The sequence below is a fragment of the Rhizobium sp. USDA 3886 genome (assembly GCF_056279785.1).
The window spans coordinates 2,040,064-2,063,848 of sequence record NZ_JBWCDC010000003.1; the positions used below are offsets into that span (position 1 = coordinate 2,040,064).

21 protein-coding genes and 3 pseudogenes are annotated in these 23,785 nt (G+C 58.8%); 7 read left to right on the forward strand and 17 right to left on the reverse strand.

Features of this window, described 5'->3' with window-relative positions; genetic code table 11:
* Positions 1 to 88 precede the first annotated feature (88 nt).
* From ACZ9BX_RS32680 to ACZ9BX_RS32690, 3 genes are read left to right on the forward strand one after another with little or no spacing between them, the layout of a single operon-like run.
* Complete coding sequence (locus ACZ9BX_RS32680; protein ID WP_476222444.1) at positions 89 to 256, forward strand: hypothetical protein; 168 nt, start codon at positions 89 to 91, stop codon at positions 254 to 256.
* The gene (locus tag ACZ9BX_RS32685; RefSeq protein WP_476222445.1) at positions 253 to 447 is read left to right on the forward strand and encodes a type II toxin-antitoxin system RelE/ParE family toxin; all 195 of its coding nucleotides are present in this window, start codon (positions 253 to 255) and stop codon (positions 445 to 447) included. Before ACZ9BX_RS32680 ends, ACZ9BX_RS32685 begins: the two co-directional genes overlap by 4 nt.
* On the forward strand, positions 437 to 766 hold the full coding sequence (locus tag ACZ9BX_RS32690; protein WP_476222446.1) for a helix-turn-helix domain-containing protein: 330 nt from the start codon (positions 437 to 439) through the stop codon (positions 764 to 766). The genes ACZ9BX_RS32685 and ACZ9BX_RS32690 overlap by 11 nt, the downstream gene beginning before the upstream one ends.
* 33 nt (positions 767 to 799) lie before the next feature.
* On the opposite strand, the gene ACZ9BX_RS32695 is transcribed toward ACZ9BX_RS32690, so the two are convergent.
* From ACZ9BX_RS32695 to ACZ9BX_RS32720, 6 genes and pseudogenes are all read right to left on the reverse strand, one after another.
* On the reverse strand, positions 800 to 1,231 hold the full coding sequence (locus tag ACZ9BX_RS32695) for a DUF2721 domain-containing protein (RefSeq protein WP_476222448.1): 432 nt from the start codon (positions 1,229 to 1,231) through the stop codon (positions 800 to 802).
* A gap of 349 nt (positions 1,232 to 1,580) precedes the next feature.
* A complete protein-coding gene (locus ACZ9BX_RS32700) occupies positions 1,581 to 3,179 on the reverse strand; it encodes a Fic family protein (protein WP_476222450.1) in 1,599 nt (532 codons plus the stop codon).
* Positions 3,180 to 3,780: 601 nt separating this feature from the next.
* The gene (locus ACZ9BX_RS32705) at positions 3,781 to 4,857 is read right to left on the reverse strand and encodes a nucleotidyltransferase family protein (RefSeq protein ID WP_476222452.1); all 1,077 of its coding nucleotides are present in this window, start codon (positions 4,855 to 4,857) and stop codon (positions 3,781 to 3,783) included.
* Between the two features lie 264 nt (positions 4,858 to 5,121).
* Positions 5,122 to 5,358 carry a type II TA system antitoxin MqsA family protein gene (locus ACZ9BX_RS32710; RefSeq protein WP_476222454.1) on the reverse strand — a complete coding sequence of 79 codons (237 nt, stop codon included), beginning with the start codon at positions 5,356 to 5,358 and terminating at the stop codon, positions 5,122 to 5,124.
* Positions 5,339 to 5,554 carry a hypothetical protein gene (locus ACZ9BX_RS32715; protein ID WP_476222456.1) on the reverse strand — a complete coding sequence of 72 codons (216 nt, stop codon included), beginning with the start codon at positions 5,552 to 5,554 and terminating at the stop codon, positions 5,339 to 5,341. Before ACZ9BX_RS32715 ends, ACZ9BX_RS32710 begins: the two co-directional genes overlap by 20 nt.
* Positions 5,555 to 5,556: 2 nt before the next feature.
* Positions 5,557 to 5,867, reverse strand: a pseudogene (locus ACZ9BX_RS32720) (type II toxin-antitoxin system MqsR family toxin).
* A gap of 164 nt (positions 5,868 to 6,031) precedes the next feature.
* Between ACZ9BX_RS32720 and ACZ9BX_RS32725 the strand changes: the two are divergent.
* The 4 genes and pseudogenes from ACZ9BX_RS32725 to ACZ9BX_RS32740 all read left to right on the forward strand — a co-directional run bounded on the left by ACZ9BX_RS32725 (position 6,032) and on the right by ACZ9BX_RS32740 (position 8,229).
* Positions 6,032 to 6,376, forward strand: coding sequence for a zincin-like metallopeptidase domain-containing protein (locus tag ACZ9BX_RS32725; protein WP_476222458.1), 345 nt, complete (start codon positions 6,032 to 6,034; stop codon positions 6,374 to 6,376).
* Positions 6,334 to 6,564 (forward strand): annotated as a pseudogene (locus ACZ9BX_RS32730) (zincin-like metallopeptidase domain-containing protein); the annotation flags it as partial. The gene ACZ9BX_RS32725 and the pseudogene ACZ9BX_RS32730, both read left to right, overlap by 43 nt.
* Positions 6,565 to 6,878: 314 nt before the next feature.
* Complete coding sequence (locus tag ACZ9BX_RS32735; protein ID WP_476222460.1) at positions 6,879 to 7,871, forward strand: magnesium transporter CorA family protein; 993 nt, start codon at positions 6,879 to 6,881, stop codon at positions 7,869 to 7,871.
* A 148-nt stretch (positions 7,872 to 8,019) separates the two neighbouring features.
* Positions 8,020 to 8,229 carry a type II toxin-antitoxin system Phd/YefM family antitoxin gene (locus ACZ9BX_RS32740; RefSeq protein ID WP_476222462.1) on the forward strand — a complete coding sequence of 70 codons (210 nt, stop codon included), beginning with the start codon at positions 8,020 to 8,022 and terminating at the stop codon, positions 8,227 to 8,229.
* Positions 8,230 to 8,380: 151 nt separating this feature from the next.
* Here ACZ9BX_RS32740 and ACZ9BX_RS32745 read toward each other — a convergent pair whose 3' ends face one another.
* From ACZ9BX_RS32745 to ACZ9BX_RS32795, 11 genes and pseudogenes are all read right to left on the reverse strand, one after another.
* The gene (locus ACZ9BX_RS32745) at positions 8,381 to 8,554 is read right to left on the reverse strand and encodes a hypothetical protein (RefSeq protein WP_476222464.1); all 174 of its coding nucleotides are present in this window, start codon (positions 8,552 to 8,554) and stop codon (positions 8,381 to 8,383) included.
* Between the two features lie 103 nt (positions 8,555 to 8,657).
* Entirely contained in the window at positions 8,658 to 9,248 is a 591-nt protein-coding gene (locus ACZ9BX_RS32750; RefSeq protein WP_476222466.1) for a type II toxin-antitoxin system VapC family toxin, read from the reverse strand.
* Positions 9,238 to 9,534: a hypothetical protein gene (locus ACZ9BX_RS32755; RefSeq protein ID WP_027512753.1), complete on the reverse strand. Its 297-nt coding sequence runs from the start codon at positions 9,532 to 9,534 to the stop codon at positions 9,238 to 9,240. Before ACZ9BX_RS32755 ends, ACZ9BX_RS32750 begins: the two co-directional genes overlap by 11 nt.
* A 290-nt stretch (positions 9,535 to 9,824) precedes the next feature.
* Positions 9,825 to 10,391: an alpha/beta hydrolase gene (locus tag ACZ9BX_RS32760; protein WP_476222468.1), complete on the reverse strand. Its 567-nt coding sequence runs from the start codon at positions 10,389 to 10,391 to the stop codon at positions 9,825 to 9,827.
* Between the two features lie 74 nt (positions 10,392 to 10,465).
* Positions 10,466 to 10,654: pseudogene (locus ACZ9BX_RS32765) on the reverse strand (transposase domain-containing protein); the annotation flags it as partial.
* Positions 10,573 to 10,860: a hypothetical protein gene (locus ACZ9BX_RS32770; RefSeq protein ID WP_476222470.1), complete on the reverse strand. Its 288-nt coding sequence runs from the start codon at positions 10,858 to 10,860 to the stop codon at positions 10,573 to 10,575. The pseudogene ACZ9BX_RS32765 and the gene ACZ9BX_RS32770, both read right to left, overlap by 82 nt.
* A gap of 188 nt (positions 10,861 to 11,048) precedes the next feature.
* Positions 11,049 to 12,347, reverse strand: a complete 1,299-nt coding sequence (locus tag ACZ9BX_RS32775; RefSeq protein ID WP_476222471.1) for a capsule biosynthesis protein — start codon at positions 12,345 to 12,347, stop codon at positions 11,049 to 11,051.
* Complete coding sequence (locus ACZ9BX_RS32780) at positions 12,344 to 13,969, reverse strand: LTA synthase family protein (RefSeq protein ID WP_476222473.1); 1,626 nt, start codon at positions 13,967 to 13,969, stop codon at positions 12,344 to 12,346. Before ACZ9BX_RS32780 ends, ACZ9BX_RS32775 begins: the two co-directional genes overlap by 4 nt.
* Before the next feature lie 6 nt (positions 13,970 to 13,975).
* Positions 13,976 to 14,839 carry an SDR family NAD(P)-dependent oxidoreductase gene (locus ACZ9BX_RS32785; RefSeq protein ID WP_476222474.1) on the reverse strand — a complete coding sequence of 288 codons (864 nt, stop codon included), beginning with the start codon at positions 14,837 to 14,839 and terminating at the stop codon, positions 13,976 to 13,978.
* 14 nt (positions 14,840 to 14,853) lie between these two features.
* A complete protein-coding gene (locus ACZ9BX_RS32790) occupies positions 14,854 to 16,269 on the reverse strand; it encodes an aminotransferase class I/II-fold pyridoxal phosphate-dependent enzyme (protein ID WP_476222475.1) in 1,416 nt (471 codons plus the stop codon).
* 1 nt (position 16,270) lies between these two features.
* The gene (locus ACZ9BX_RS32795) at positions 16,271 to 23,713 is read right to left on the reverse strand and encodes a type I polyketide synthase (protein ID WP_476222477.1); all 7,443 of its coding nucleotides are present in this window, start codon (positions 23,711 to 23,713) and stop codon (positions 16,271 to 16,273) included.
* Positions 23,714 to 23,785: the final 72 nt, after the last annotated feature.

The window sequence follows — 23,785 nt, forward strand, 5'->3', positions numbered from 1 at the left end:
CATCGACAGGACTGTTAAGCAGGTAGTGCGCACCCTGCAATCATGTCTTGACTTTATATCTTTGAAGATATATTTCTTGAGGCAGTCGATGACATACAACGTGCAATTCCACCCCGACTTCATCCCTGAATGGAAAGAGCTGGAGATGGGTTTGAAGGAGTTGGTTGGCGAAGTGTTGGACCACCTAGAAGACGATGGTCCTTTCTTAGGTCGTCCTGAGGTCGATACGCTTTCGGGTCCGATTATGCGAATATGAAAGAGATCAGAGTCAAGTTTGGAAAACAGGCGTGGCGTTTTGCTTTTGCCTTCGACCCCGCTCAAAGTGCGATTATTCTTTGCGGAGGGGATAAGCAAGGCATGAACCAATCGCTCTTTTACAAACAACTGATCAACAAAGCTGACGCGCGGTTCGATGCGTGGTTAATGGAGAAGAAAAATGAGCACTGAGTGGAAGACGTTACGAGCCGAACTTCCCGAAGATGTTCGAGCTCGGCTTGACGCAAAACGTCAAGAGCGTCGTCTGGGTAAGGCCCTGGCGGAAGTGCGCAAGGCGATGCATGCCACGCAGCAAGAGGTTGCGGTACGTGCCGCTATGACGCAGAACACGGTTTCGAAGATCGAAAGCGCTGACGACGTCCTCATATCGTCAGTCGTGCGGTACATGCATTCTATTGGAGGCGGAGTCGAGCTTATCTTGAAAACGCCTGATGGGAAGGCAAGGCGCGTCGACTTTGATCCCGAGATTTATGTGAAGCAGACCGCGTAATTGTAGAGCACCAGCAGGGGGAGCGGCTGGCGATTACGATGTCGGGCGATCGTCGTGCTCGCGCTGTGAGAGCCGGATGTCCTGCAAGAGCCGGAAGAACGCCACCGCGAGGAAGGAAAGAGCAGCGATGAAAAGAAGGGCGGCTCCCGGTTCGTGGCGGTATCCCAGGAAGGCGATGACGAAGCCGAAGAGCAGCAAAAACGTCACGCCGATTCCGGCCAGTACGGACAGGTGGAGCGCATTGTTCAAGAGCCGTTCCCGCCGCCGCAGTTCACCTATTTCCTTCTTCAACCGCGCTCTTGCGACATCGTCTTCGTGGATCTCGCGAAGCTTTCTGATGCGCTCCGTGACGCTGGCTGTTCGATTGACCAGAATTGCCACCATCGCGACGACGCAGTTGAGCATGAACGCCGGTGCGACCGCGTGATTGATCATGCTCGCAAGCTGGTCAGCTTCGACCGACACGTTTCTCACCTTGTATCCACACATATGCCCGATCGCGGCCCCAGCCATTTGCCCCACACACTACCGGGCCAGAGACGAATAGTCGATATACAGCGACGCGCATCCGAGCGGGTGCAGGACGAGGCCCAAAATTTAGACGACAAGTGGGCGCGAAGGTGACCTGGCGTCGGCAGACATGGACGGCGATGGGTCAGCATCAAGGCCCCTTCATGCTGACTGGCCAGACATAGGATCAAGCGAGATCTCGCACGAGAAATCGATGAGCCTTTTGACAGCAATGAGTTGGCGACACCCATTCCTCACGTGGAGGTGTCTGCCAGGCATACGGTTGGTTTACGACAGGGTCGAGCTATCGTCGTGGTCCGCGACCTTCGAACTCGGTCTCTTCGGACGAATCGTCCTGCTCGTCTGGCAGGTCGATGTCGAAGGCGTCGCGAACGACCGCTTCCGCTGACTTTACCTCCTCGTCGGTCATCTTCTCGAACTCACGACCGCGCCGCCTCTTGGAAAGAGTACCCTTGTTCTGACGGATGAAGTTGACGAGGCTGGCGATCATCGTGTCCGGCATCTCGAGGAAATCCTGAATACGGCCCTTCGCCTCATCGAAGCGCGCGAGGTGGTCGAACTCGTTCGGCAGGTCGTGCATGATGGTCTGTACGACACAAGCATAGAGAAATTCGGTCAGCTCCGTGAAATCCCCAAACCTGTAGAGATCGGCGGTTTCGTTGACGACACGCACGTTCTTTTCCGCTGTCGGCACCCATTCGATAAAGGGCAATAGCCGTCCAGTGTAACCGCGCAGGCGCGCGCCATACTCCTCCTGGCGTTCGAGAAGTACGGTAGAAACAGGAAAGATCATTCCAGGAGGCGTGTATCCGCGCTCGGACAGCACATGGTGTATAAGGTACCTATGCAGACGACCGTTTCCGTCTTCGAAGGGATAGACGAACACAAAGGCGAAGGCCATGACGGAGGCTTGAAGCACGGCGTCAACCCCACTCTCCGACATCCTTCTTCCTCCGGTTATGATTCCTCCGAGGAGATCGTTAATGTCTTCGTGCCGGGCTGAAACGAATTCGGGGAGAGGATCGTCGTTCCAGTCGCGATCGCCAATGAAGCCGCCGGCGTCCCGCAGCCCGCGCTTAATGAAACGGTTCTCCTCGATGACGATGTGCTGGAGGCGCACGAGTTCATCCACAGAGATCGGCCGCTTTCCAGCTTGGGCAACCGCCCGCATCCACCGCTCTAAGCGGTTTCGTGGCGGGCGCTCGCCTTCGATCTGATAGGATGCCTGGCTATCCGAAAGAAGCAGAAAGCTTGCCGCGCGGGCAACGATCCCCTTCCCGGTCTTTCCGATGAGCTCTTTGGCTTCAGCGTCCCAGCGGTGGGCGACCGTTTCGACGAGATATTCGGTGCGCCTTAAAACCGGGCAGAATGCTGGTGTGCCGAGAAGATTGTCCCGCACGCGGTGGCGGGGCGAGTTCACAGGGGTCGATGTAAAGTAACTGGCGGTATCAAGCGCTTCAACATAGTTCCCCCGTTCTGCATCTGGAATGTCGAGACGTGTACCGGTCAGCCATTCATAGAAGAACCAGATGCGGCGCGTCGCGCTGCTTGTCGGCTCGGCTTCGATCAGCGCCGCGATCTCACTTGCCGGAACGGCGTGAAACAGCTTTTTCAAGACCAACAGATCGATCGTCTCGTGCCTTAGTGCGAAAGACAGATGCCCGAGCAGACTGTCCTCTGGAGCGAAGCGCTTGTCGAAGATCGTCCAATCCTCATGTGCTCTCCTGGAACCATAGATGAAGCCCTTCGCGACGCACGAGGGAAGACGAACAGGGGCTGCGATCCCGTATTTCTGGACGAGAGCGCTATACCCAACAGGCGCTGTATCCGATGGCACAATACGTTCCTGGAAAACCGCCGGATTTGCGGGATTGGCTGTCATGCCCCCTCCTTTGTTATCGTAAAACGAGCTGCGCCATCGAAAGACAGTTATTTCCGGCCAGTGCAATCGAAAAATTATTACATTACCACGCCGATCATATCGAAAATCAATTAGTAGCGCCTTTCCATCGAAAACGCTAGTACCTCATCGAAAACCGATTATCAAGCAGACTGCATATCGAAATACGATTAGGACGACCAAGCAACTGCGGTACTCGTTAGGTTGTCGCTTGCACCTCCGCTTATTTTATGGACGCGCACTGGCGAGATCGCACCACATCAGGAGCATCGCAGTCCTGTTCTGCCACCTAGCATTTCCAACTGGTTCAGAGAACGCTCCGCTGCATGCCGATAATCTCATCAGGGAACATTTCTTAATGGATGCGGTTACGGATATCACCGAGAGAATGCCGCCTCGTCGCCCCGCTAATCGCATCGTTGATCGGTTGGGTATCTGGAACATGCAGTCTGGCTGCCATCCTTGCCACGGCGCCATCCACGGCAAGTTCGTGAAGTGTAATTGCCGATATGAAAAGGGTGGCCGTTCCAGCACCGGCTCGCCAACCGCGGAAATTCGTTTGGCGCGATCATCATCTGCTCGATCACTTTTTCATCAGGCTTTCCACCACCTCGGGACCGAGAACTTTTTCTAGGGCTTTCACCCCGTTCTTGGGCAGTCTCGATAGGCCGCTGACGATGCCCTCTTTCCACGCATCCCCTCGCTCCCATGCTTCCTCCCAAGCATCGGCCAGCTCGTCGCCATGGCGCGTCTCCATGAGGGCTTCGAAGAGCAAGGCGGCCTGCGATAGGTCTTTGTCCGCTTTTACGCGTCCTAGCGTGTCTGTGAGTCTTCTGGAGGATACGATAAGCTTGTGGACGGCATACCTCTCGGGAGCGGGGACGAGAACGTTCACGCCTTCGCGGAAGAGAAGCACCGTGCGGACAGGCTCGTAGATCAGGTAATCGAGAAACCGCAGGTTTTCCGCCGACGCGCCGCCGAGAGCGGGCATGGGCGACGGCTTGCCCGTGTATTCGTCCGATCCCCGGTTTCCCGTCAGGAACTCTACCCGATAGCCTTTGGCGTTCTGGAAGGCGACCACCTTGGCTTTGTCCGCCTGGTGCGGAACCGCTCGGAATTCGGGATCGACTGATTGGAGAACTTCGAGGATCGGTGGCAGGCTGTCTTGGACCTCGGCCGAGATCGCGAAGTCCTGCGCGAAATCCGCGTCGCCGGTTTGCATGGCCGACGATGGCAGCCGGACGCCGAGCATCCCCGCATAGGTGCTGAATGCCACCGACCCGATCAGGACAGCCCTGAGCCGGAACAATCCGGCGTCGGCTAGGGCTTTCGTGACGTCGCCCGCAAATGGATCGGGACCGGGTAGGCCCGCACGGCGCAGCGTGCTAACCATGCGCCTCCGCTCGCGGATGTTGTCCTTGATCTCCTTGTGGGCCTTCACCCGCTCCGTGATCGCTTCGTCGCTGTGTCGGCCGACATAGCTTCGCTTGTCCTTGCCCTCGGGAGTAGGGAGATCGAAATACCAGTAGTCGCGGCCCTTCACGGTAACGGTTACGAACCATCCCTCCATGGGGAAGTCCGCCAGAAATTGCCCGTCAAGCGTCCGCTGCGCCAGCTCCGCGAACATCGTCCGATAGCTGATGTCGATCTCTTTCATCATTGGCATCTTTCCTTCTCGAGTGCAGCGGCCCTCTCGGCGGCAAAGTCGACCATCGCCTTGTCGAGGCGACCTTGCCTTCTCTTGATGAAGTCGTCCCCACTCATCTGATCTTCGTTATAAGTTTCTGCCAAGACCTTATAACGGACCTTGCCGTTGTCAAGTTATAAGTTCATGCCAAGACCTTATAACGAAAGCCTGACCTGATCTTGATCAGGCGCTCGACGATGATGAGAAGCGGGCGGACGAAACTTTGTCCGTCGCGGCTTAGCTTGCCTGTTGACGCAACTCTTCGATCAGTTCCGGATGCCGGTCGAGAAGACGCAGCAATTGGCTGGTCGGGCCGCTTGGCTCGACCAGGCCGCGCTCATACTTATCGAACGCCTTTTCACCAGCCTTCAGGATCCCGCCTGCTTCACGCTGCGACAGTTTTAGCTTTTTGCGTACTCTGCGGATTGTTGACGGAGAAGGAATGCCTTCAACCTCATCCTTTAAGGCGCGCAAGGGCCGCGTCCGTTGCCTCCATGTCACTGCCGACATGAATACCTTCGTCGCCATTTTCGGGATAGTATCCCGGCAGGTCAACCGTCTTGCTCTTGCCCTTATAGGTCACGGCAAAAGGCCGGACATCCCGCCGCAGTGTCTCTCCGGTTTCCGGGGAGATCATCGTTTCGGGCAGGATATTTGTTGCAGCCGCCATTATCATCTCTCCTTGAACGACATGATCCGGAATTCCGTGATCACGTCCGCCTGGAATTTCACATAAAGCACGATGCCGACCTCGGGGACGGGCACATGATAGACATCTTGCCATACCCGGTGGCGGCGTTGGTCGTCATCGACTTGTAGAACATACGGCGTTCAATTGTGTCGATGGTCGCGACGATACTGGAGCGGTCGTAACCCAATGAAGCCGCATCCCGCAGTGCGGTCGTCGTGATGGCAAGCGTCGAAATCGACCCGAAAACAGCTTTAACGGCCTCGAGATCGTATGTCGGGCGCTTTTTCTCCATAATTCTAGATGACACCTTAATGGTGGCAACTCAAGATTGTCGTTCCTGCGGAAAACGAAAAAAATAGGGAGGAGAACCCGTCGCAGAGCGTTCGTCCGTCGCCGCTGACGGTCAACTGCGGCCCCCGCCTCGCGACCGCTCGTCCCGCGCAGGCCCTTGCCCACTTGTCCTTCGCAGCAGGGACGCCCGGCTGCAGTTGCGCCGGTCCGCCCGCCCTGCGGTCCGGGAAGTGTCTTCATCGGTACTTCCGCAACACGGGCGCGGTCATCCGCCATGGCGGTTCGCAAGCCTACTACTCGCCGGTCGCGAACCATATCCAGACGCCGCCGCTCGAGACCTTTCGCGACGCAGCTTCTTACGTGGCTACGCTCAGCCATGAAGCGACGCATAATGCCGATATCGGCATAACGTCCACGCATCGGGCGCCAAGCATCGCCTCGACCGCGATCTTTCCGGACGGTTCGGTTCGGCCGCCTACGCGATGGAGGAGTGCATCGTCGAGCTCTTGAGCGCGATGATTTGCGCCGATCTCGACCTCGGCGTCGAGCTGAGAGCGGACCACGCCCGCCATATCGCTTCCTGGCTCAAGGTCTTGACCGACGACCCTCGCGTCATATTCACCGCCGCGAGCGAGGCACAGCAGGCGGCTGACTGGATGCATGCGCAGCAGCCGCAAGCCAAGCAGATGCCGGCATGATCAGCACTATCTCCAACGGCGTAAGTTTCAAAAAAAGGGGCTGCGCCGTCGGATATTGGGAAAGCATGGGATCAATAGCCACCGCACCGAGTAGTGCTGTGACAGACAAAGCGTCGGGCGCCCGGAGAACCGGCTTGACTTCATGTCAAGCCTGGAGCATTCGGGCATCGATGACATTGATAAAACTGTCATCGATTCAAAGGAAAACCAGATGAACCCCGACGGTCGAAGTTCGACGTCATCACGACCGCTGCTCCCGTAACCCGTCTCCTGGTAAAGGCTCCGGAGAGGCCGGCGGTCTTTCAGGAGAGCCCATGCTGCGCACCTACTGGCACCACGCCGATCACCTGGCACGCGAGTCGCCCATTCCCGGTCCGGGAACAGTCTCCGCTCCGGTCTGGCACGACCTGCTCAATCCAACCCCCGATGAGGACAGGTCGGTCGAGCGACAATTGGGTATTGCCATTCCGACGCGCGAGGAGATGGAGGACATCGAGCTGTCAGCCCGCCTCTACCAGGAGAGCGGTGCGGAGTTCATGACGATGACCGCGCTCACCGGTCTCGACGGCGACGAACCTGTAAAAACACCAATAACCTTCATCCTGAAGGGATCGACCCTGGTGACCGTGCGATATGCAGAACCAAAGCCGTTCGACGTATTTCTGTCGCGAGCGCAGCGCACGAATGGCACCGGCGTTCCCTGTGTCAATGGCGAGATGTTGATGACTGGGCTGATCGAGGCGCTAATCGACCGTCTGGCTGACTCGCTTGAGCGGCTTGGTAACGAGATCGATGCGGTCTCGCGCGAAGTCTTCCGCTCGAAGGTTTCGAACGTGACAAAGAAGACGCAAGACTTGCGGTCGCTGATCGAACAGATCGGCAGGAAGGCCGATTTCCTGACTGCGATACGTGAGAGCCTGATCAGCATCTCTCGGCTCGTCGCCTATCATGCGGCGCTGGAGAGCCCGGAAAGTCGGCCGTCCAAGGAGATCCGGCAGCGTATCAAGCTGCTGCAGCGGGATGCTACCTCGCTGGGAGACCATGCCAACTTCCTATCGGGAAAGATCAATTTCCTGCTCGATGCGACGCTCGGGCTCATCAATCTCGAGCAGAACCAGATCATCAAGATTTTCTCGGTGGCGGCCGTGGTGTTCCTGCCGCCGACCCTGGTCGCCTCGATCTACGGCATGAACTTCGACTTCATGCCGGAGTTGAAGTGGTATCTCGGCTATCCCTTCGCCATCCTTCTGATGGTCCTGTCCGCCGTGATGCCCTACCTCTATTTCAAGAGACGAGGATGGCTCTGACAGCGGCCAAGCGATCTCTGCATTGATTCCAACACTCTTGGTGCCCGCGCCGATTTCTTCATAGAAGGACAAAACGAACTCAAACGCGGCCCCTGTCCCCGTGATGCGCTCGACCGTGTCAACAGGTTAGTGTGCATGGTTCCAAGGATTGAAGATACTAACGCCGGTCGGCCCAAAGTCAGCGGGGTTACGCGTCACGACCTCACGCGGCGACACGCCTGTCGGCCGCCTCTCCCGCATTCGCCGCGAAAACGACGTTGACGCGCTGATCGCCGAAATCAAGGCCCAACGCGCCGGCCGGCAGGTCGCGACGCAGGACGAGATTCGTGAGTGCCGCGATGAAGGCCGCCGCTCCTGATGTCCTTTATTCTTGAGAATTTTGGGCAATCCGAACGTCATCGTGACGTTGTTACAACGCGCGAGCATCAAAGAAGCTTCAACGAAAACAGCAATTTCAGCTTAAGTCTGAACGCTTAGCTTCAAACGCGAGGGGCCTTGTCGGATATGAGTCAGGGGATGTCTATTTTCACCGGATGTTTGTGGATCGGCAGATCGACGTAGGCGCCCGGCTCGTTGACATTTCGCGCTAGCAACCTCGAGGCAATACCCTCGGCAGCAGCCTCCGCTCCCTCTTTCGAATAGAAGTTGCCGCGAACCTGCACGGAGGCGGCGAGCAATCGCATGAACGCGTCAAGAAGCCTTGCCGACGGGGGGTGCGGAATCTTGCCAGAAACGATCGATGGAGTTCGGATCCGTCAGCCCTTCGATAAGGCGAGAGCTCGGCGTTCATGATGACCGCGGCTCCAGCGGAGCTCGATAGACGATGACCCGACCGCTCGGTATAATCTGGGAGAGGAAATCGAAGTCCCGGACGTTACCAGTCAGCACACTCGCGCCGAGTTGTCGTGCCTGCAGGAAAACGAGGGCGTCATTGACGAAGCGGCGCTCATGTCCAGCACCCTTTGGCAACTTGCTCAAGCGAAAGAGCAGACCCGCCAACACGCCGGCCTGTCCCCAGATGGCTGCATCTGGGGCATGAAGTCGGTGCTCCGGAATGTCTTCTACGGTCGCCGTGATCGTTTCGAGGACCGCTTTTGTAGAGGCATGCTTTGGATCCAGCCGCCCGAAGGCATGAGTCAGCTCAGACAGGCAGACTGCCGAATGGTGGCATAGGCGATACGTAAGCAGCGTATCAACCTCCACGGGCGAGCGCCCTTGAAGCACATCCAGATAGACGCTGGTATCTAGAAATAGAGGCCCTCCGATTGCCGGTTCGTCAGCAGCCCATGGGATATCTTCGTCGCGCCTGCGCTCGAGCGTTCCGACATGCTTCTGGGGCTTTAGTGATCGGAGGGTCTCAGAAAGATCAAACCCCAAGATCGATATCCGTCGGGATAGTGCCCTTGCGGCCCACCAGACGGGCGCCGAAGTCATCTTCAAGAGCCAGCCGGGAAAGCGCCAATTCCAGCAGCTCAGTGTCGGAGGTGACATGGGCGCGCTTCTTCGCCGCCTCGATCAACTCCGAGGGCACTCGCCCCGACAAGCGGGTATTCTTCGCCGTGCCAAGGAGACCGACGGCCTTCGCTTGCTCGAGCACGAGCTTATTGCGAGCCAATGCGACCTTTGCTTCTCTTTCCGCAGCAGTTCGTGGTTGGGTACCCATAGGATTCTCCCTGTGTTGAACATAATATGGATTGCGTTGAACTGGAAGGCAAGGTTCAATAGTGGTCGGCGAGTTGGGAATCACGAAACGCCAACCGTCCAGATGCGGCTGCCAGCCGGGAAGGAAGGTCTGGATAGCGACGTCGGCATCTGGGGTTTCCGATAACGATCGGTCGCTCGGCTGTAAACGGTGTGCTGCTCACACGTGGGACAATTCCAGTGTTCGATATCAAAATGCCCCCGCATGGAGCGGTTCGCGTCACGAGCGGCATTGACCTGCAAAGCGCACGGTCAGAGGTTTTCTGCCATCCAAGTGCGAGCCAGGGTGAGATCACGATCATCGGACGCCCAGCCGTGTCCTGCCTCCAGCGCATGATGCGTGACATTGGCCTCAGCATGTCGAAGCTGCTGCGCAAGCTGCAGAGCATGGTGCGGCTGTCGTCTGCTATCATGGAGGCCAGAGATGATGAGAACCGGCTTCCCTGAGAGATTTGGAAAAGTAAAATCATCGGCAATTACCTGCGGACGCAGCAGGATGGCACCGACGAACAAACCCGGTGCAACAGCAAGTTGGCCCGCCGCGAAAATTGCTCCACTGGAATATCCAACGGCGAGTATCTTTTCGCTGGTGACTCCGGAGACAAAACCGGATGGGCCGACGCTTTCTTTTGCAAGGTCGAGCAGCTCGTCGGCGGGTATGCTGAAATCAGGGTTGCGTTTAAAGAAAGTGAAGCCGTCACTATCGGCAAACGTCCCTCTTGGACAACAGGACGGAGCGTCCGGGGCAAGCCGATCTATAAAGCTCTGGATAAAGGCTGGGTGGCCAGACGACCCATGAAGGCCAAGTATCGCAAACATCGAGTCGCTCCGACCAGCTCCACCACGCTGCGGATAGCATGATTTTGCATGTCCGCGAGGGAGAGGATTAGCGGTCATTTGTGCCTCTTGCTACACAAGACCGAATAATTCCACGGAAGCAGATCATCAATCTGGCTCTGCTTGTCGTTGACGATGGCGGTGAGCGCGGCGGTCAGGTAAGCTAGCGGATCAACAGCGTTGAGTTTGCAGGTCTCAACGAGCGAGGCGATGGTGGCCCAGTTTGCGGCCCCGGCGTCGTGCCCGGTTCATCCACAGAAACTTTAAAGCGGCGAGTGAGGCGCTCCAGTTTTTCTTCAGTAGTAAGATCATCTCTTGCCATACCGTCCAGAAGGGCGGCAACCGACGGCTTCAACTCCACGCCTTCAATTGCGTTGTTCTCGTGCATCTGCTGCACTCTCCACGCAATATCTTCTGGCTTACGAGACAAAAATCGTGAAACCTCTGCCATAGAATCTTCCTCTTGCAAGCTCCAAAACTACCAAACCACATTGGCTGTCGACTTAATTTTCGGCGATCCGAACGTCATCGTGACGTTGTTACAACGCGCGAGCATCAAAGAAGCTTCAACGAAAACAGCAATTTCAGCTTAATTCTGAACACTTAGCTTCAAACGCGAGGGGCCCTGTCGGATATGAGTCAGGGGATATCTATTTTCATCGGATGTTTGCGGATCGGCGGCTCGACGTAAGCGCCCGGCTCGTTGACATTTCGCGCTAGCAACCTCGAGGCAATACCCTCGGCAGCAGCCTCCGCTCCCTCTTTCGAATAGAAGTTGCCGCGAACCTGCACGGCGGCGGCGAGCAATCGCATGAACGCTTCAAGAAGCTTTGCCGATGGCGGTTGCGGATCTTGCCAGAAACGATCGATGGGCTTCGGATCGGTCAGCCCTTCGACATCGTAGATCGTAACGCCGAGCGTCTTCACTGGCTTGCCTGCCTGCAATGCCGAAAGGGCGGCTGTGGAATTCACCGTTACCATGCCCCGGCATGTCGAAATCAATGCGGAGAGATCACCGCCATCGATAACCTGCACGCGGCCCGACACTCCAAGCGACCGGGCGGTGGCGTTCACATAGTCGTCCCAGTCGATAAGGCCATTGTCGAGGGGATGGATCTTGACGACCAGCTGCGTATCTTCGGATGCATGCTCGGCAAAGGAGCGCAAGACGTATCGGATCGCATCCCGCTGGCTGCGGAACGGCGAATGGGCTCGTAACTGATAGTCGGTTTCAATTTGCAGCGGATAGATGAAGAAAGCTGAGGCTCCCGAAGACAACCTGCGAACCTCGAAATTCGCCTTGCGCCCGCGACCTCGCCCCATTGCGAGCCTCCTCAGCCAGCCGGCATATTCGGCGAGCGGATGAAACAGTGCGTGCCGCCGATAATGCGGATAGAAGAACCAGAAAAACACGGTCGGCAGATTATAGAGCAGATCGGCGATCGCTTCCGACAGGAAAGTATGACTGTAGCGCCTGGTCCAATCCGGCTCCGGCAGTCCCTCCGCCGCCTCAAGGATATGCGCCGGATCGACAGGAAAACGTGAATTCGAGGAAAGGCCCTCGCGCTCGATCGTCACCCAGTCAGGCCTCAGATGCCCCATCTCGATGGCGTAGACCGAAACGCCCATCGCGCGGGCTTCGGCGATGGCAGCACGGTGATAGGGCCTTTCCTCTCCCTGGACGATGAGGTCGGTAATCTTGCGGTCCGCCATGAGCTGACGAACATAGCCCGGCCAGGCTGCGAAGGGACCGCGATAGTTCACGGCACCACGCCTGCGCCAGAATAGCCAGTCTCCGCTGTTGAGGTTGACGCGAACGCACGCACAGCCAGCTGCCTCAAGACGATCCGCAATCCGGCAATAGAGGATGGACGACGGCCCCTGCAGAAACAGGAAGACGCGTTTCGCCTTCTCCTCTGAGCGGACCGGCATGATCATTCCGCCGGCAACTCCTTGCTGAGACCGGCATAGCGCAGCAGCGTGCCGAGCAGGTTCCACGGCGCTTCTTCCCGCGGCGGGACCGGACGCTGCGAATGCGACCGAGCGCGACCGAGCGGCACAATCATATAGTCGGTACGAGGATCCGGAAACGGATCAGCGAAAGCCTTCAAGAGCGGCGCATGATCTCCGTAGAAAAGCAGCCAGACTGGCCGGTCCAGGGTGTCGAGGTGATGGGCCAGGTTTCCAAGCGCGTGATCGGCGCGGCGAAGTAGCTCGGAATAGATTTCCACAGGGTCCGTGAGATCACCGACGCGACCAGCCTCCCAGGGGCCATGGTTGGCCATCGAGGCGACGAACAGGAAATTCTTGATGTCCGGATCCTTTTCGATCTCGCGGATCACGTTCTTCGTCAGCGCCTGATCGCTGACGTAGGGGCCGTCGCGCTCCGGATTATGATCGAATTCGTCGAGCATCATCATGTGATCGAAGCCAAGCTGCGGCATCGCCTTGTGGCGCAGGAAGAAGGTACGGTCGTAGGGATGAATGAACTGCGTCTTCCAGCCGGCCTCCTTGAGTTTGTTCGGCCAGACGACATCCGCATATTGGCTTGCGCTCAGATAGGGATAGCTCGCATCGATATGCACGTCGTCCGGCTGAAGGCCGCTTAAGACAGCAAATTCGGTACGAAGCGTATAACCGCCCTCGAAAACGCTCGTCATGCGACCCCATTGGGCCGCCCGCTTGCGCAGCCGATCAAGGTTGGGAAGCTTAAGGTCTTTGACCTCGAAATGACGAAGATCGATGAAGGATTCCGACTGCCAGATGACGATGAGCGGCGGCTCCTCATCGCCATCCGGATCCCAAAGATCGTGCAGCGCCGATTTCAGCATTTCGGACAGCTCGTGCACGATCTTCTCGCGGCGGCGGCCGAGCCATATGATGAAATGCAGGACGACAGACGTGAACGTGCCGAAGCGGACGGTATTCTTCTTGATATCGATTGGTCCGACGAGCTGCTGCGTGGCCCGCGATACCGGTCCGTTCACAGGACCCCAGAAAAGTGCCAGCCACGGGCCGAAGGCAACGGCAAGCCCGACCAGCACCCAGAACGCCTGTGCGCTGTCAGGCAGGATATGGGACTCGAAATAAAAGTAGAGCCCGGTCACGCCGAAGACGTAAAGGAACGAGAACATCCAGAAGAAGATGTTCAGCGAGGTCGCGTAGAAGATCTCCTTGTATTTGAAGACATCGACGACGAGCGCAATGTCAGAGAAAATCAGCGGCTCACGGATGAACTTGAACTTGGCGCGCGAAATCCCGGTGAAAATCACGAAGAAGCTCATCGTCGCCTGCATGGCGTAGATCGGCCGCCACGTCACCGAGAAGAAACCTGCAAAGACGAGAGCGATGACCGGAAGGCGCGCGGCAAGATCGAGCGCATGGCGTGCTGGCGTTCGCTCGATGTTGTTCTGGCGATAGACGGCGGACGGCATCGCGAACCAGTCCGTCGCATAGACGAAGATGCACGTCAGGGCGAAGCAGAAGGCAGTCAAAAGAAAGGGGAAATCAAGTAAGCGCAACGGAACCATCGATTTTCTATTACCGGCAACAAATGCCAAATCCGACTAAAGCTTGGGCGTGTCAATGCCCGATGATATCCCCGTCTTCAAATGCACAGTCGATGACATTGCATGCGTTTCCCTTGCGCCACGCCTCAATCGATGTCGATACCAGAGCGAAAGCAGCGGTTTGATGAAAGGCCCGAGATAGGCAAGCGCCATGAGAGACGGCGTAAAGTGGATCTTTGAGCGGCCGCGGTCGATACCGGCGATGATGCGCTCTGCAATTGCTTGCGCCGTCCACGGCTTCACCTTGCCCATCAGAACCTCGGCCTGCCATGGCCGCACCGTCATTTCACGCTGATACTGCGGTGTCAGCGTGTCCGGCGGAAAGCAGATGGAGATGCGAACGCCCGTTCCGACGGCTTCCGCCTGCAAGGCTTCCGCAAAGCCGTTCAGCGCCGATTTGGAAGCGCAGTAGGCCGCATAGCCATGAAGGCCGATCAACGCGGCACCTGACGACACCACCATGATGGTGCCCTGCCCCCTCGCCTTCATGCTGTGATAAACGGCACGGGCAGCATTTGCTGTGCCGAGGAGATTGGTGGTCACCTGCTGATCGAAGAATGCTGCCGGAAGAGCGTCGAAGGCAGCCGGCTCGACAATGCCGGCCGAGGCAATCATCACGTCGCAGGGACCGTTTGCGGTTTCACAGGCTTTGACCGCAAATGCCAGGTCCTCATGCCTGGAAACGTCGGCCGAAACGGCAAAAGCGCTTCCGCCCTTCGATACAGCCTGGACGTCTCTAACCGCCGCATCGAGGCGTGCTGCATCGCGCGCGATCAGCGAAACACGCTCGCCTCTGGCGGCGTAGGCCTTTGCGACTGCTAACCCGATACCGCTGGACCCGCCGGTTACGATGACATGCATTGCATCGTCCTGCCTTAAGGCTTCCCCGCCATCTGGTTCATCGGCAGGAGCTTCATGACCTTTTCGAAGTCGATCGAACCTAGGCCGAAATTGCGGTCCTGTAAATCTTTCAGCCGCTTCGCTGTCGCGGTGACAGCGTGGGCGATCTGCTCATCGGTGTGATTGCAGGTGATAAAGAAACGCAGCCGCGCCATGCCCTCAGGAACTGCCGGATGAATGATCGGCAGTGCGTTTACGCCCTCTTCGAGGAGGTCGTTGGACAGCTGCACGGCGCGAACGGAATCTCCAACGATGACGGGGACAACGGAATAACCGGTCGCAAGGCCGGTATCGAGACCGGCTTCCTTCGCAAGTTTGAGGAAGAGCGCGCCGTTGCGCCGCAGCCGGGCGGTACGCTCCGGTTCTTTCGTCAATATTTCCAGGCCGGCCAATGCCGCAGCCGCCAGCACCGGTGCCAGGCCTACGCTATAGACAAAGCCGCCGGCCTCCGCCTTCAAGACGTCCGCCAAGGCCTGGCTTCCGGCTATGTAACCGCCGCAGCTCGATGTGGTCTTGGAAAGCGTTCCCATCCAGATGTCGACTTCATGTGGGTCGATGCCGTAATGTTCGAAGCTGCCGCGGCCGGTTTTTCCGAGCACGCCGAGGGCGTGCGCCTCATCGACCATCAGCCAGAAGCCATAACGCGACCTGAGCTCGACCAGTGCCGGCAGATCGGCGATATCGCCATCCATCGAGTAGACGCCTTCGACAATCACCAAAATGCGCCGGAAGTCGGAGGACAGCGTCTTCAGAACAGATTCAAGGTTCTCGACATCATTGTGCTTGAAGAGACGGCGCGTCGCGCCCGATTGCTTGATCCCGGCAAGCGCGCTGTTATGGATGAACTCGTCGTGGATCACGAGATCCTGCGGGCCCATCAAACAGCTGATCGCAGCGACATTGGTCAGGTAGCCGCTGACGAAGCAGACCGCAGCATCGACGCCATAGACCTTGGCGAGCGCCTGTTCCAGTTCGACATGTACTGGCCGCTCTCCGGCCACCAGGCGGCTTGCCGAAGCGGAGATGCCAAAGCGATCTATCGCCTCTTTTGCCCGCTGGTTAACAAGCGGATCGGTATTGGTCGCGAGGTAATCATACGAGGCGAAGTTGGCGAACTCCTTGCCGGACATGACCGTCGTCGCACCCGCCGCCTTGTCATGAGAGCGGTAGAAGGGGTTGCCGATGCCGGCCATCTGCGCCCCGATCTTCTGGGTCATCACCCGCTGGTACTCCGGCAGTTCGTCGAATCTTGTCACCTGGCGAACCGGCGGCTGGGGATGACGGCTCATCCGGGCTGCCCGGTTTCTCCCAGACGACTCGTTGGCGTGCCGCATCTGATCGAGCAGTCCCGTTTTCCGGTCCTGCGCCTTGCCGTCTGGATTGTTTGTCATCTCACATTGCCGCTTTCTGAACGGTTCCAGAATGACTCTGGATCAGCTGGCTGACAACCTGCGAGGCCTCGCCTGCTCCCTCGTTTCCACTGCTACGGCTGGCCACGCGCTCCCGGAGACGAGCCACAACATCGCCGATGGTCGTGCCATCGCTGATGCCGCTCAGCGGAATGTCGAAACCGGTCTTCTGCTGGAAGCTCATGCCGAGTTCCATCGCCATCAAGCTGTCGAGGCCAATATCCTTCAGCACCTTTTCCGGCGTGATCCCGTCTTCGGTGACACGCAGGATCGCCGCGATTTCGGCGGCGACCAGCTTATGGAGAAGGGCCTGGGCTTCATCTGCGGTCTTTCCGGCAACCATCGCCTCGAGATCGATGGTTTCGCTGTCATTGGCCGCCTGGCTGCTTCCCGCCTGGCGCATGATCGTTTCGAAGAGCAATTTCCCAGCAATTGGCAAGAGCCGAGCCGCACTCCAGTCGACCTCGGCGATCATGACGGTCGCACCCTCGATGAGGCCCTGATCGGCAAGCATGTAGCGCTCGACCTGCTCCAGAGCATCGCCCGCCTTCAATGCCGACTTGCCGATGCGCTTCGAAAGAAGCTCGTTCACCTCGGCGTTGCGTGCCAGGTAGCCCTTGTCTGCAATCGCGCCGAAGCCAACCGCCAGACCGGCAAGACCGGCTGCGCGGCGTAGGCGCGCCAGACCTTCCAGGTAGCCATTGGCAGTGACATAATTCGCCTGGCCCGGATTGCCGAGCATGGTCGTCGCGGACGAGAAAAGCAGGAAGAGATCGAGATTGTCATCTGCCGTCAACCGGTGCAGGATTTCCGCGCCCTTGACCTTGACGTCGACGACGGGCCGGTTGCGTTCTGCCGTGAGGTTTGAAAGCAAGGCGTCGTCAAGGACCATGGCTGCATGGACGATGCCCTTCAGAGGCGCCTTGGTCCGCAATTCGCCAAGCAGAGCGGCGACTGCCTTTTCCTCGGTAATGTCGCAAGCATGCACGCTTGCCGTGACACCCTTCTTTGTCCATTCGGCGATCGCCTTGCGGGTCTCGTCGTCGGCAACGCCCTTGCGCGAACAAAGCGCGATCTTCCGGGCGCCTTTCGAAACCAGCCAGTTTGCGGTCGCAAGGCCGAAGCCGCCGATACCGCCTGCCACCAGGAAGATGCCATCGGAACCGAAATGAAGCGCCTTGCCAGGTGCCGGAAGGACCTTGTCCTTGCCGATGACCGGCGGACGGACAACGATCTTGCCGATGTGGCCGGCATTCTGCATCAGTCGGAAGGCGCTGCTGATCTCGTCGTAGCGGAAAGCGCGATAAGGAATCGGCACCAGCTTTCCGGCGGAAAACAGCTCTCCGATTTCGGTGAATATCCGCTTCGTGAGTTCCGGCACGTTGACGAGCAGCTGATCGGCATCGATGCCGAAATAGCTGATGTTGCGGCGGAAGGGTCTCAGCCCAATCTTGCGGTCCGAATAATAATCACGCTTGCCAAGTTCGAGGAAGCGCCCGAATGGCTTCACGAGCTCCAGGCTGCGCTCCATGGCTTCGGAGAAGAGCGAGTTGAGAACCAGATCGACACCGGCGCCATCGGTAAGGCTGCGGATATCGGTCACGAAATCGAGGGAGCGCGAGTCGAAGACATGATCAGCGCCAAGGGTTTCCAGGAAACGACGCTTCTCGAGCGTTCCGGCAGTGGCAATGACGGTCGCGCCCTTCAGTTTTGCAATCTGCAGGGCAGCCAGGCCGACACCGCCTGCGGCACCATGGATCAGGATCGTCTCGCCGGGCTGAATGCGGCCAAGCTCGACCATGGCGTAATAGGCCGTGAGGAAGGCGACCGGCACGGTTGCTGCGGCGCCCGTGTCCATCCGTTCGGGCAGCTTGGTGACGCCGTCCCGGCGAACCCTCACATGCGTCGAGAAGGCGGCCGGGCCGATACCCATCACCTTGTCGCCAACCGCCAAATCGCTGACGCCCCTGCCCGATTCGACAACACGTCCGGCAAACTCCATGCCGATCGTGGCGCCGGCAAAGCCGTCTTCCAATGCCTCTTCAGGCAGGAGGCCCATCGCCCACATGACATCGCGGAAGTTGAGACCTGTTGCCTCGACCGCGACAACAATCTCGCCGTCGGATGCGACCGGTACGCCACAGGCTTCCCAGGCGACACTGTCGAGGCGTCCGGCCGAATGCTGGCGGATCGTGGCCGCGGCATAGCCGCCGGTCATCCGTGCAGACGAAGCCGAAGGCCCGGCAACGGCGCGCAGTTCACGGACCTCGCCGGTTGCTGCATCGAGCACCCATTCACGGTTTGCGCCATGCGATCCAAAGATCGAATTCACGATGCCCGAAAGACGCCGATCGCCGGCCTCCGCATCGAGCATGTGGACGTCCAGGAATTCATACTCGTTCTGCAGAACGCGCGCAAAGGCCCAAAGTCCGGAGTTCGCGCCGTCGGTTCCAACGCCGGAAAGCGGCGAGCCGCCGGGCGCAGTAATCAGCAGCTGCGGCCGGCTGTTTTGCGCAGCCTCGCCGGACTGCATGTAGACGGCAAGCGCCTCTGCAAACGCCGCAAATGTGACGAGCCGATCCTGTGACAGCTTCGACGGGTCTTCCTTCGACGCCCGCTCGGCATAATAGACCGCACGCACCGGCTGGCCTGCAAACTTGGAGAAGGCTTCGGCGTAGGCGGACCTTGGCTGGTCGGCCGCAACGGATATCGTTGCCACCCCACCGAAATCCGAGGCGTGGTTTGCGCCTTCCCCGATCACAAGCAGCGGACCATTATCGGCTCCGGCGGCCAATGGCTTTTCGGTCACCGCCTTCGGTTGCGCAATCAGCGAAACGAGCCGGCCCTCCGGATACTCGGCTTCCTCGACCTTCGCATCCGTAAATCCGAACGAATGTGCAAGTTCTTCGATCTGCCGGGCGGTTCCGAGCTTCCCGATCGGAAATTCCGGAGACTGGCTGCCTGCAAACCAGCCGTCGGACAGGCCGAATACGAAGTCGTTGAAAGCGGAAGGCGCGCGCTCGGCAAGGACGAGCGCCGCACCGTGAGCCGCTGCCTTGCGCATGATAGCCTGGAGCGCCTCGTCGCTGGAAAGATACTGCTGGCTCTGATCGCCCGCAGCGACCACCAGATCGACTGCTGCCTGATCGCCGAGCTGATCGGGCTCTGCGACAATGACATGCGCACTGTCTTCGAAGGCGAGTTCCAGCGCACGCCGGATATTTTCGCGCGGTTCGGCAATGACGAGCAAAGCGCCGTGTTCGGCCGCCGCCAGGGCGAGCTTGCGGCTGAAGGCGGTCGAGATCGACCCGGCTTCCAGGATCCAGCGGATGCCGCCTTTCTTCGCCTTCAGCAGGCTATCGACCATGCCGCTTACGACGGAAAGGCGCCGTGTGCTCAACGGCGAATGGACGAGAACATGTTCGAGCGTCGCTTCGCTGACCGACTTCGAAGACGGTATGTCGGCGCCCTGCTTGAGGGCCGCGATCTTTTCGAGAGCGTCTCGATGCGCATCGTTGATGAGCACGGCTTCCGCGATGCGGCCGGCATCTTCTCCATAGAGTTCCCGCAGAACCTCCCCGACCAGCGGCAGCGAGAATTCTGTCGCAACCGTCCATTTTCCGTCACCGGAAGAGGCAATGCCGGCATCTTCGAGGCTGAAGAGGCAGCTGGTGAGGAAGGATCTGAACGCGGCATCGCCGGGAAGATTGCCAACCGCAATCGAGCCATTCTTTGCCGCGACCGCAAGCGCGATCTCATGACACGCGCGATAGACGGCGGCGTCGAGCAGGAGAGTTGCGTTATTGAGCGCCACGTCCGGAGCGCCGGCAATGACCGGGAGCGCACGAATTTCGGACGTCGCAGCAAAGCGCGTTGACGGAACGCTCTCATAGTGGAACGCAACGGAATCCAGCGTGTGGTGGCGCCTCAGATATGTCCGGCGGAAGCGGCAATCATCGAATGCGGCGACCTGTGTGCCGGCATCGTCGAACATCCGGAAACGCACTTTGATCGAATTCTGGCTGAACCGCTCGATCCCGATCGTCGCCTTGACGACCGGCCTTACGGAACGCCTGACGCGAACCGAGCCGAAGCGCACGGGGATATAGGGCGCGCCTGCCTGGTCGCCCGACAGCTGATCGAAGAGCGCCACCAGACCGTGAAACGCCGCATCGACCGACATCGGATTCAGATTGTAGCGCAGGTAAGGATGGGCAGGCTTTTGCGCCGTCTTGAGATCAACCTCGATCAGACCGTGCCCAAAAGCGACAGCCTTCGACAACAACCGGAAATGCGGACCATATTGCAGGCCAAAGCGCTCAGCCGTCTCATACGTCTTTTCCGCCGTCAGAACCGATTTGACTTCGCCGGCGACGGGGGCTGCGCGCTCATCGGCCACAGCGTCGATCGTCTTGCGCACCCGGGCAACGGCATGAACGGTCCAGTCGTCATTGCTCAGCCGCTCGCGCGAGCGGATCTCGATGTTGCCGGTTTCGGGAGAAAGGACCGTCGAAAGTTCGGCGATGCGGTCATGCCGCAGTTCCAACGGCCGGACGATCTCCAGATTTCCGAGCTCGACCTCGTCCGTATCATAGTACTGCTGGGCAGCTGTTACGGCGATCTCGATGAATCCGCTGCCAGGCATGATCGCCTTGGAATCCACGACATGCTCTGCAAGGTCTGGCATTAGGTTGGCGTCGACATGATTCTTCCAGCTCGATCCGTTTGGATCGGTGCGCCAACCGAGCAGCGTATAAGGCACACGCTGATCGCGACCGAAGATGTCGATCTCGTCGCTCGTCGGCTGCGGACGCAATTCCACCTTCTCGAACGGCAGCGGCGGAAGTTGAATGAAGGCATTGCGACTGGCGGCGTTGCGTGAACGAAGCGGAGAAACGCCATGCGCGACGGCACGCGCGAAGGACTGCGCGACCGGATCGCGGCCGGTTCCGCTTTCGCGCAAAAGCGTCGGGATTACGGCCGCTTGATGCGAAATGTTCTTGGCGATGTCCGTCACATAATTCGAAAGAATCGGGCGCGGCGAGATTTCGATGAAAAGGTTGCAACCCATTTCCATCGCGGCTTCGCAAGCGTCCTTGAAGAGCACCGGATCGCGCACGTTGCGCCACCAGTAAGCCGTGTCGAGCGTCTGCCCATCTGCATGGCTGCCCGTGACCGTGGAAATGAAAGTGCCGACGCCGGCATCCGGCTCGAGATCCGGCAGATCGTCGAAGAATGCATCCTTCGCCCGATCGATGATCGGATGATGGAACGGATAGTTGATGTCGAGCACATGCGCCACGATCTGCGCCTTGCGGGCGGCGTCGCGGAAGGCTTGCACCTGGTCTGATGGGCCGGAAATCGTTACAGAATTCGGGGCGTTGATGGCTCCGATGCAGATATCCTCGAAACCGTTTGCTTTTGCAAAAGTAAGCGCGGCATCCGCGCTCATGACGACGGCTGCCATCTTTCCTTCGCCAGCGAGCAGGTCCTGACGCTGCGAACGCTTGGCGACGATCGCCACCGCTTCCGCGGCCGTCAACGCCTTGGCGGCGTAGGCGGCGGCAATTTCGCCAACCGAATGGCCAAGTACGGCATCGGGCCTGAGACCCTGCGCCGAAAGGCAGTCGGTCAACGCCGCCTGCACCGCAAACAACATCGGCTGCGCGATCTTGGTGTCCGCGAGCCGTTCCGGCAGGTCTTTGGAAAAGAGCAGATCGGTCAGCTTTTCGCCGAGGTAATATTCAAAAAGAGCGCTGTAGGACTGGAAGCATTGGCGGAAATGCGCATTTTCGCGATAGGCGTCCACGCCCATGCCCGGCCACTGCGAGCCGTTTCCAGCAAAGACAAATGCCACCCGCACGCCGTGACCAGGAACCTCCCCGCGCTCGCCAGCCGTCGGCTCACCCGCCAGATGAGCCTTGATTGCCGAGAGCACCGCATCGCTGTCTTTCGCTTTGACGGCAAAACGGTGACGCATTGCCTCACGGTTCACGGCCGCCGAAGCGACGAGTTGGCGCGCCTCCCGCGTTTCGGCTTGTCCAAGACGCTGCTTGTAGTCCTCAAGCAGGCCCTCGAGTGCCGAGGCGCTGTGAGCGCTTGCCATGAAAATAACGCGATCACCCTTCGCCTGCGGCTCAGGCGGTGCGACAGGATCCGGATCGCTGATGACGACATGGGCATTGGTGCCGCCAAAGCCGAACGAATTCACGCCTGCAAAACGCGGCGTTTTCGCAGGCATCAGCTCGATCGCAGAGGTGTTGACGCGAACGTTCAGGCTCTCGAAATCGATGTCCTCATTGGTCCGTTCGATGTGAAGAGTTGCCGGCAAGAAGTTGTTTTCAAGGGCAATAACGGCTTTGAGCAGGCCAAAGAGACCCGAAGCCGGTTCGGTATGGCCGATATTCGACTTGATCGAGCCGATCGGGACCGGCGCGCGACGGTTTTTGCCGATAACGCTGCCGATCGCCCAGACTTCTGCCGGATCGCCGACACGTGTACCGGTACCATGGCCCTCGATGAAGGCGATGCGGTTCACATCGATATTGGCGCCTTCGTAAACCGACTTCAGGAGCGCAGCCTGCGCCTCGCGCGACGGGAGAGAAATGCCATTGGTACGGCCTGACGAATTGACGCCGGTTGCATGAAGGCGGGCGTAGCTGCGGTCCCTTTCGCGCAGAGCCTTGTCGGTGCGGCGAAGCACCAGCACGACGCCACCTTCAGCGCGCACATAGCCGTGGCCATTCGTGTCATAGGCACGGCACAGCCCCTCCGGCGACAGCATCCGAGCCTGCGCAAAGCCGACGAAGGAAAGCGGATGCGCCAAGAGATTGATGCCGCCGACGATCGCCGTATCAATGTCGCCGCGATCGAGCGCCCGCACGGCCTGGTCGAGTGCGACCAGCGACGACGAACAGGCCGTGTCGATCGTCATGCTCGGACCGCGCAGCCCGAAGATATGCGAGATGCGGTTCGAAACGATCGAAAGCGTATTGCCCGTCATGAAATATGGGCTGCCGGTCGCAGGATCCTCGACGGCCAGATTGCCGTTATCGAGGCTCGATGCGCCCACATAGACGCCCACCTGCTCGCCACTTAAGGAAGTTGCAGGAAGATTGGCATCCTCAAGCGCACGCCAGACAAGGCTCAGCAAGATCCGCTGCTGCGGATCCATCTGCATCGCTTCGCGCTGGGAAAGACCAAAGACAGCCGGATCGAAATGATAGACGTCGGTAAGAACGCCGGCGGCGAAGGTGTAGGTCTTGCCCTGGATGCCTTGATGCGGGTGCCAGTAGCGAGCAAGTTGCCAACGCTCAGCGGGGATTTCGCTGACGGTGCACTTCCCGTCCTCGAGAATTTGCCGCAGTTCATCCACGGAAGAAGCGCCTGGAGCAACGCTTGCGCGCCCGATAATCTCAATCGTCATGTTCACCCGGTGTCGTTATGGCGGTAGTCGGCAGAGGGTGGATATCAATGCCAGCTAAAGTTCACATCATAA

Bases quoted from the DNA above. Each gene is read 5' to 3' on its own strand.
- ACZ9BX_RS32680 (WP_476222444.1), top strand. From the start codon at position 89: ATGACATACAACGTGCAATTCCACCCCGACTTCATCCCTGAATGGAAA.
- ACZ9BX_RS32685 (WP_476222445.1), top strand. From the start codon at position 253: ATGAAAGAGATCAGAGTCAAGTTTGGAAAACAGGCGTGGCGTTTTGCT.
- ACZ9BX_RS32690 (WP_476222446.1), top strand. From the start codon at position 437: ATGAGCACTGAGTGGAAGACGTTACGAGCCGAACTTCCCGAAGATGTT.
- ACZ9BX_RS32700 (WP_476222450.1), bottom strand. From the start codon at position 3,179: ATGACAGCCAATCCCGCAAATCCGGCGGTTTTCCAGGAACGTATTGTG.
- ACZ9BX_RS32705 (WP_476222452.1), bottom strand. From the start codon at position 4,857: ATGATGAAAGAGATCGACATCAGCTATCGGACGATGTTCGCGGAGCTG.
- ACZ9BX_RS32715 (WP_476222456.1), bottom strand. From the start codon at position 5,554: ATGGCGGCTGCAACAAATATCCTGCCCGAAACGATGATCTCCCCGGAA.
- ACZ9BX_RS32735 (WP_476222460.1), top strand. From the start codon at position 6,879: ATGCTGCGCACCTACTGGCACCACGCCGATCACCTGGCACGCGAGTCG.
- ACZ9BX_RS32745 (WP_476222464.1), bottom strand. From the start codon at position 8,554: ATGCGATTGCTCGCCGCCTCCGTGCAGGTTCGCGGCAACTTCTATTCG.
- ACZ9BX_RS32755 (WP_027512753.1), bottom strand. From the start codon at position 9,534: ATGGGTACCCAACCACGAACTGCTGCGGAAAGAGAAGCAAAGGTCGCA.
- ACZ9BX_RS32760 (WP_476222468.1), bottom strand. From the start codon at position 10,391: ATGTTTGCGATACTTGGCCTTCATGGGTCGTCTGGCCACCCAGCCTTT.
- ACZ9BX_RS32770 (WP_476222470.1), bottom strand. From the start codon at position 10,860: ATGGCAGAGGTTTCACGATTTTTGTCTCGTAAGCCAGAAGATATTGCG.
- ACZ9BX_RS32775 (WP_476222471.1), bottom strand. From the start codon at position 12,347: ATGATCATGCCGGTCCGCTCAGAGGAGAAGGCGAAACGCGTCTTCCTG.
- ACZ9BX_RS32785 (WP_476222474.1), bottom strand. From the start codon at position 14,839: ATGCATGTCATCGTAACCGGCGGGTCCAGCGGTATCGGGTTAGCAGTC.
- ACZ9BX_RS32790 (WP_476222475.1), bottom strand. From the start codon at position 16,269: ATGACAAACAATCCAGACGGCAAGGCGCAGGACCGGAAAACGGGACTG.
- ACZ9BX_RS32795 (WP_476222477.1), bottom strand. From the start codon at position 23,713: ATGACGATTGAGATTATCGGGCGCGCAAGCGTTGCTCCAGGCGCTTCT.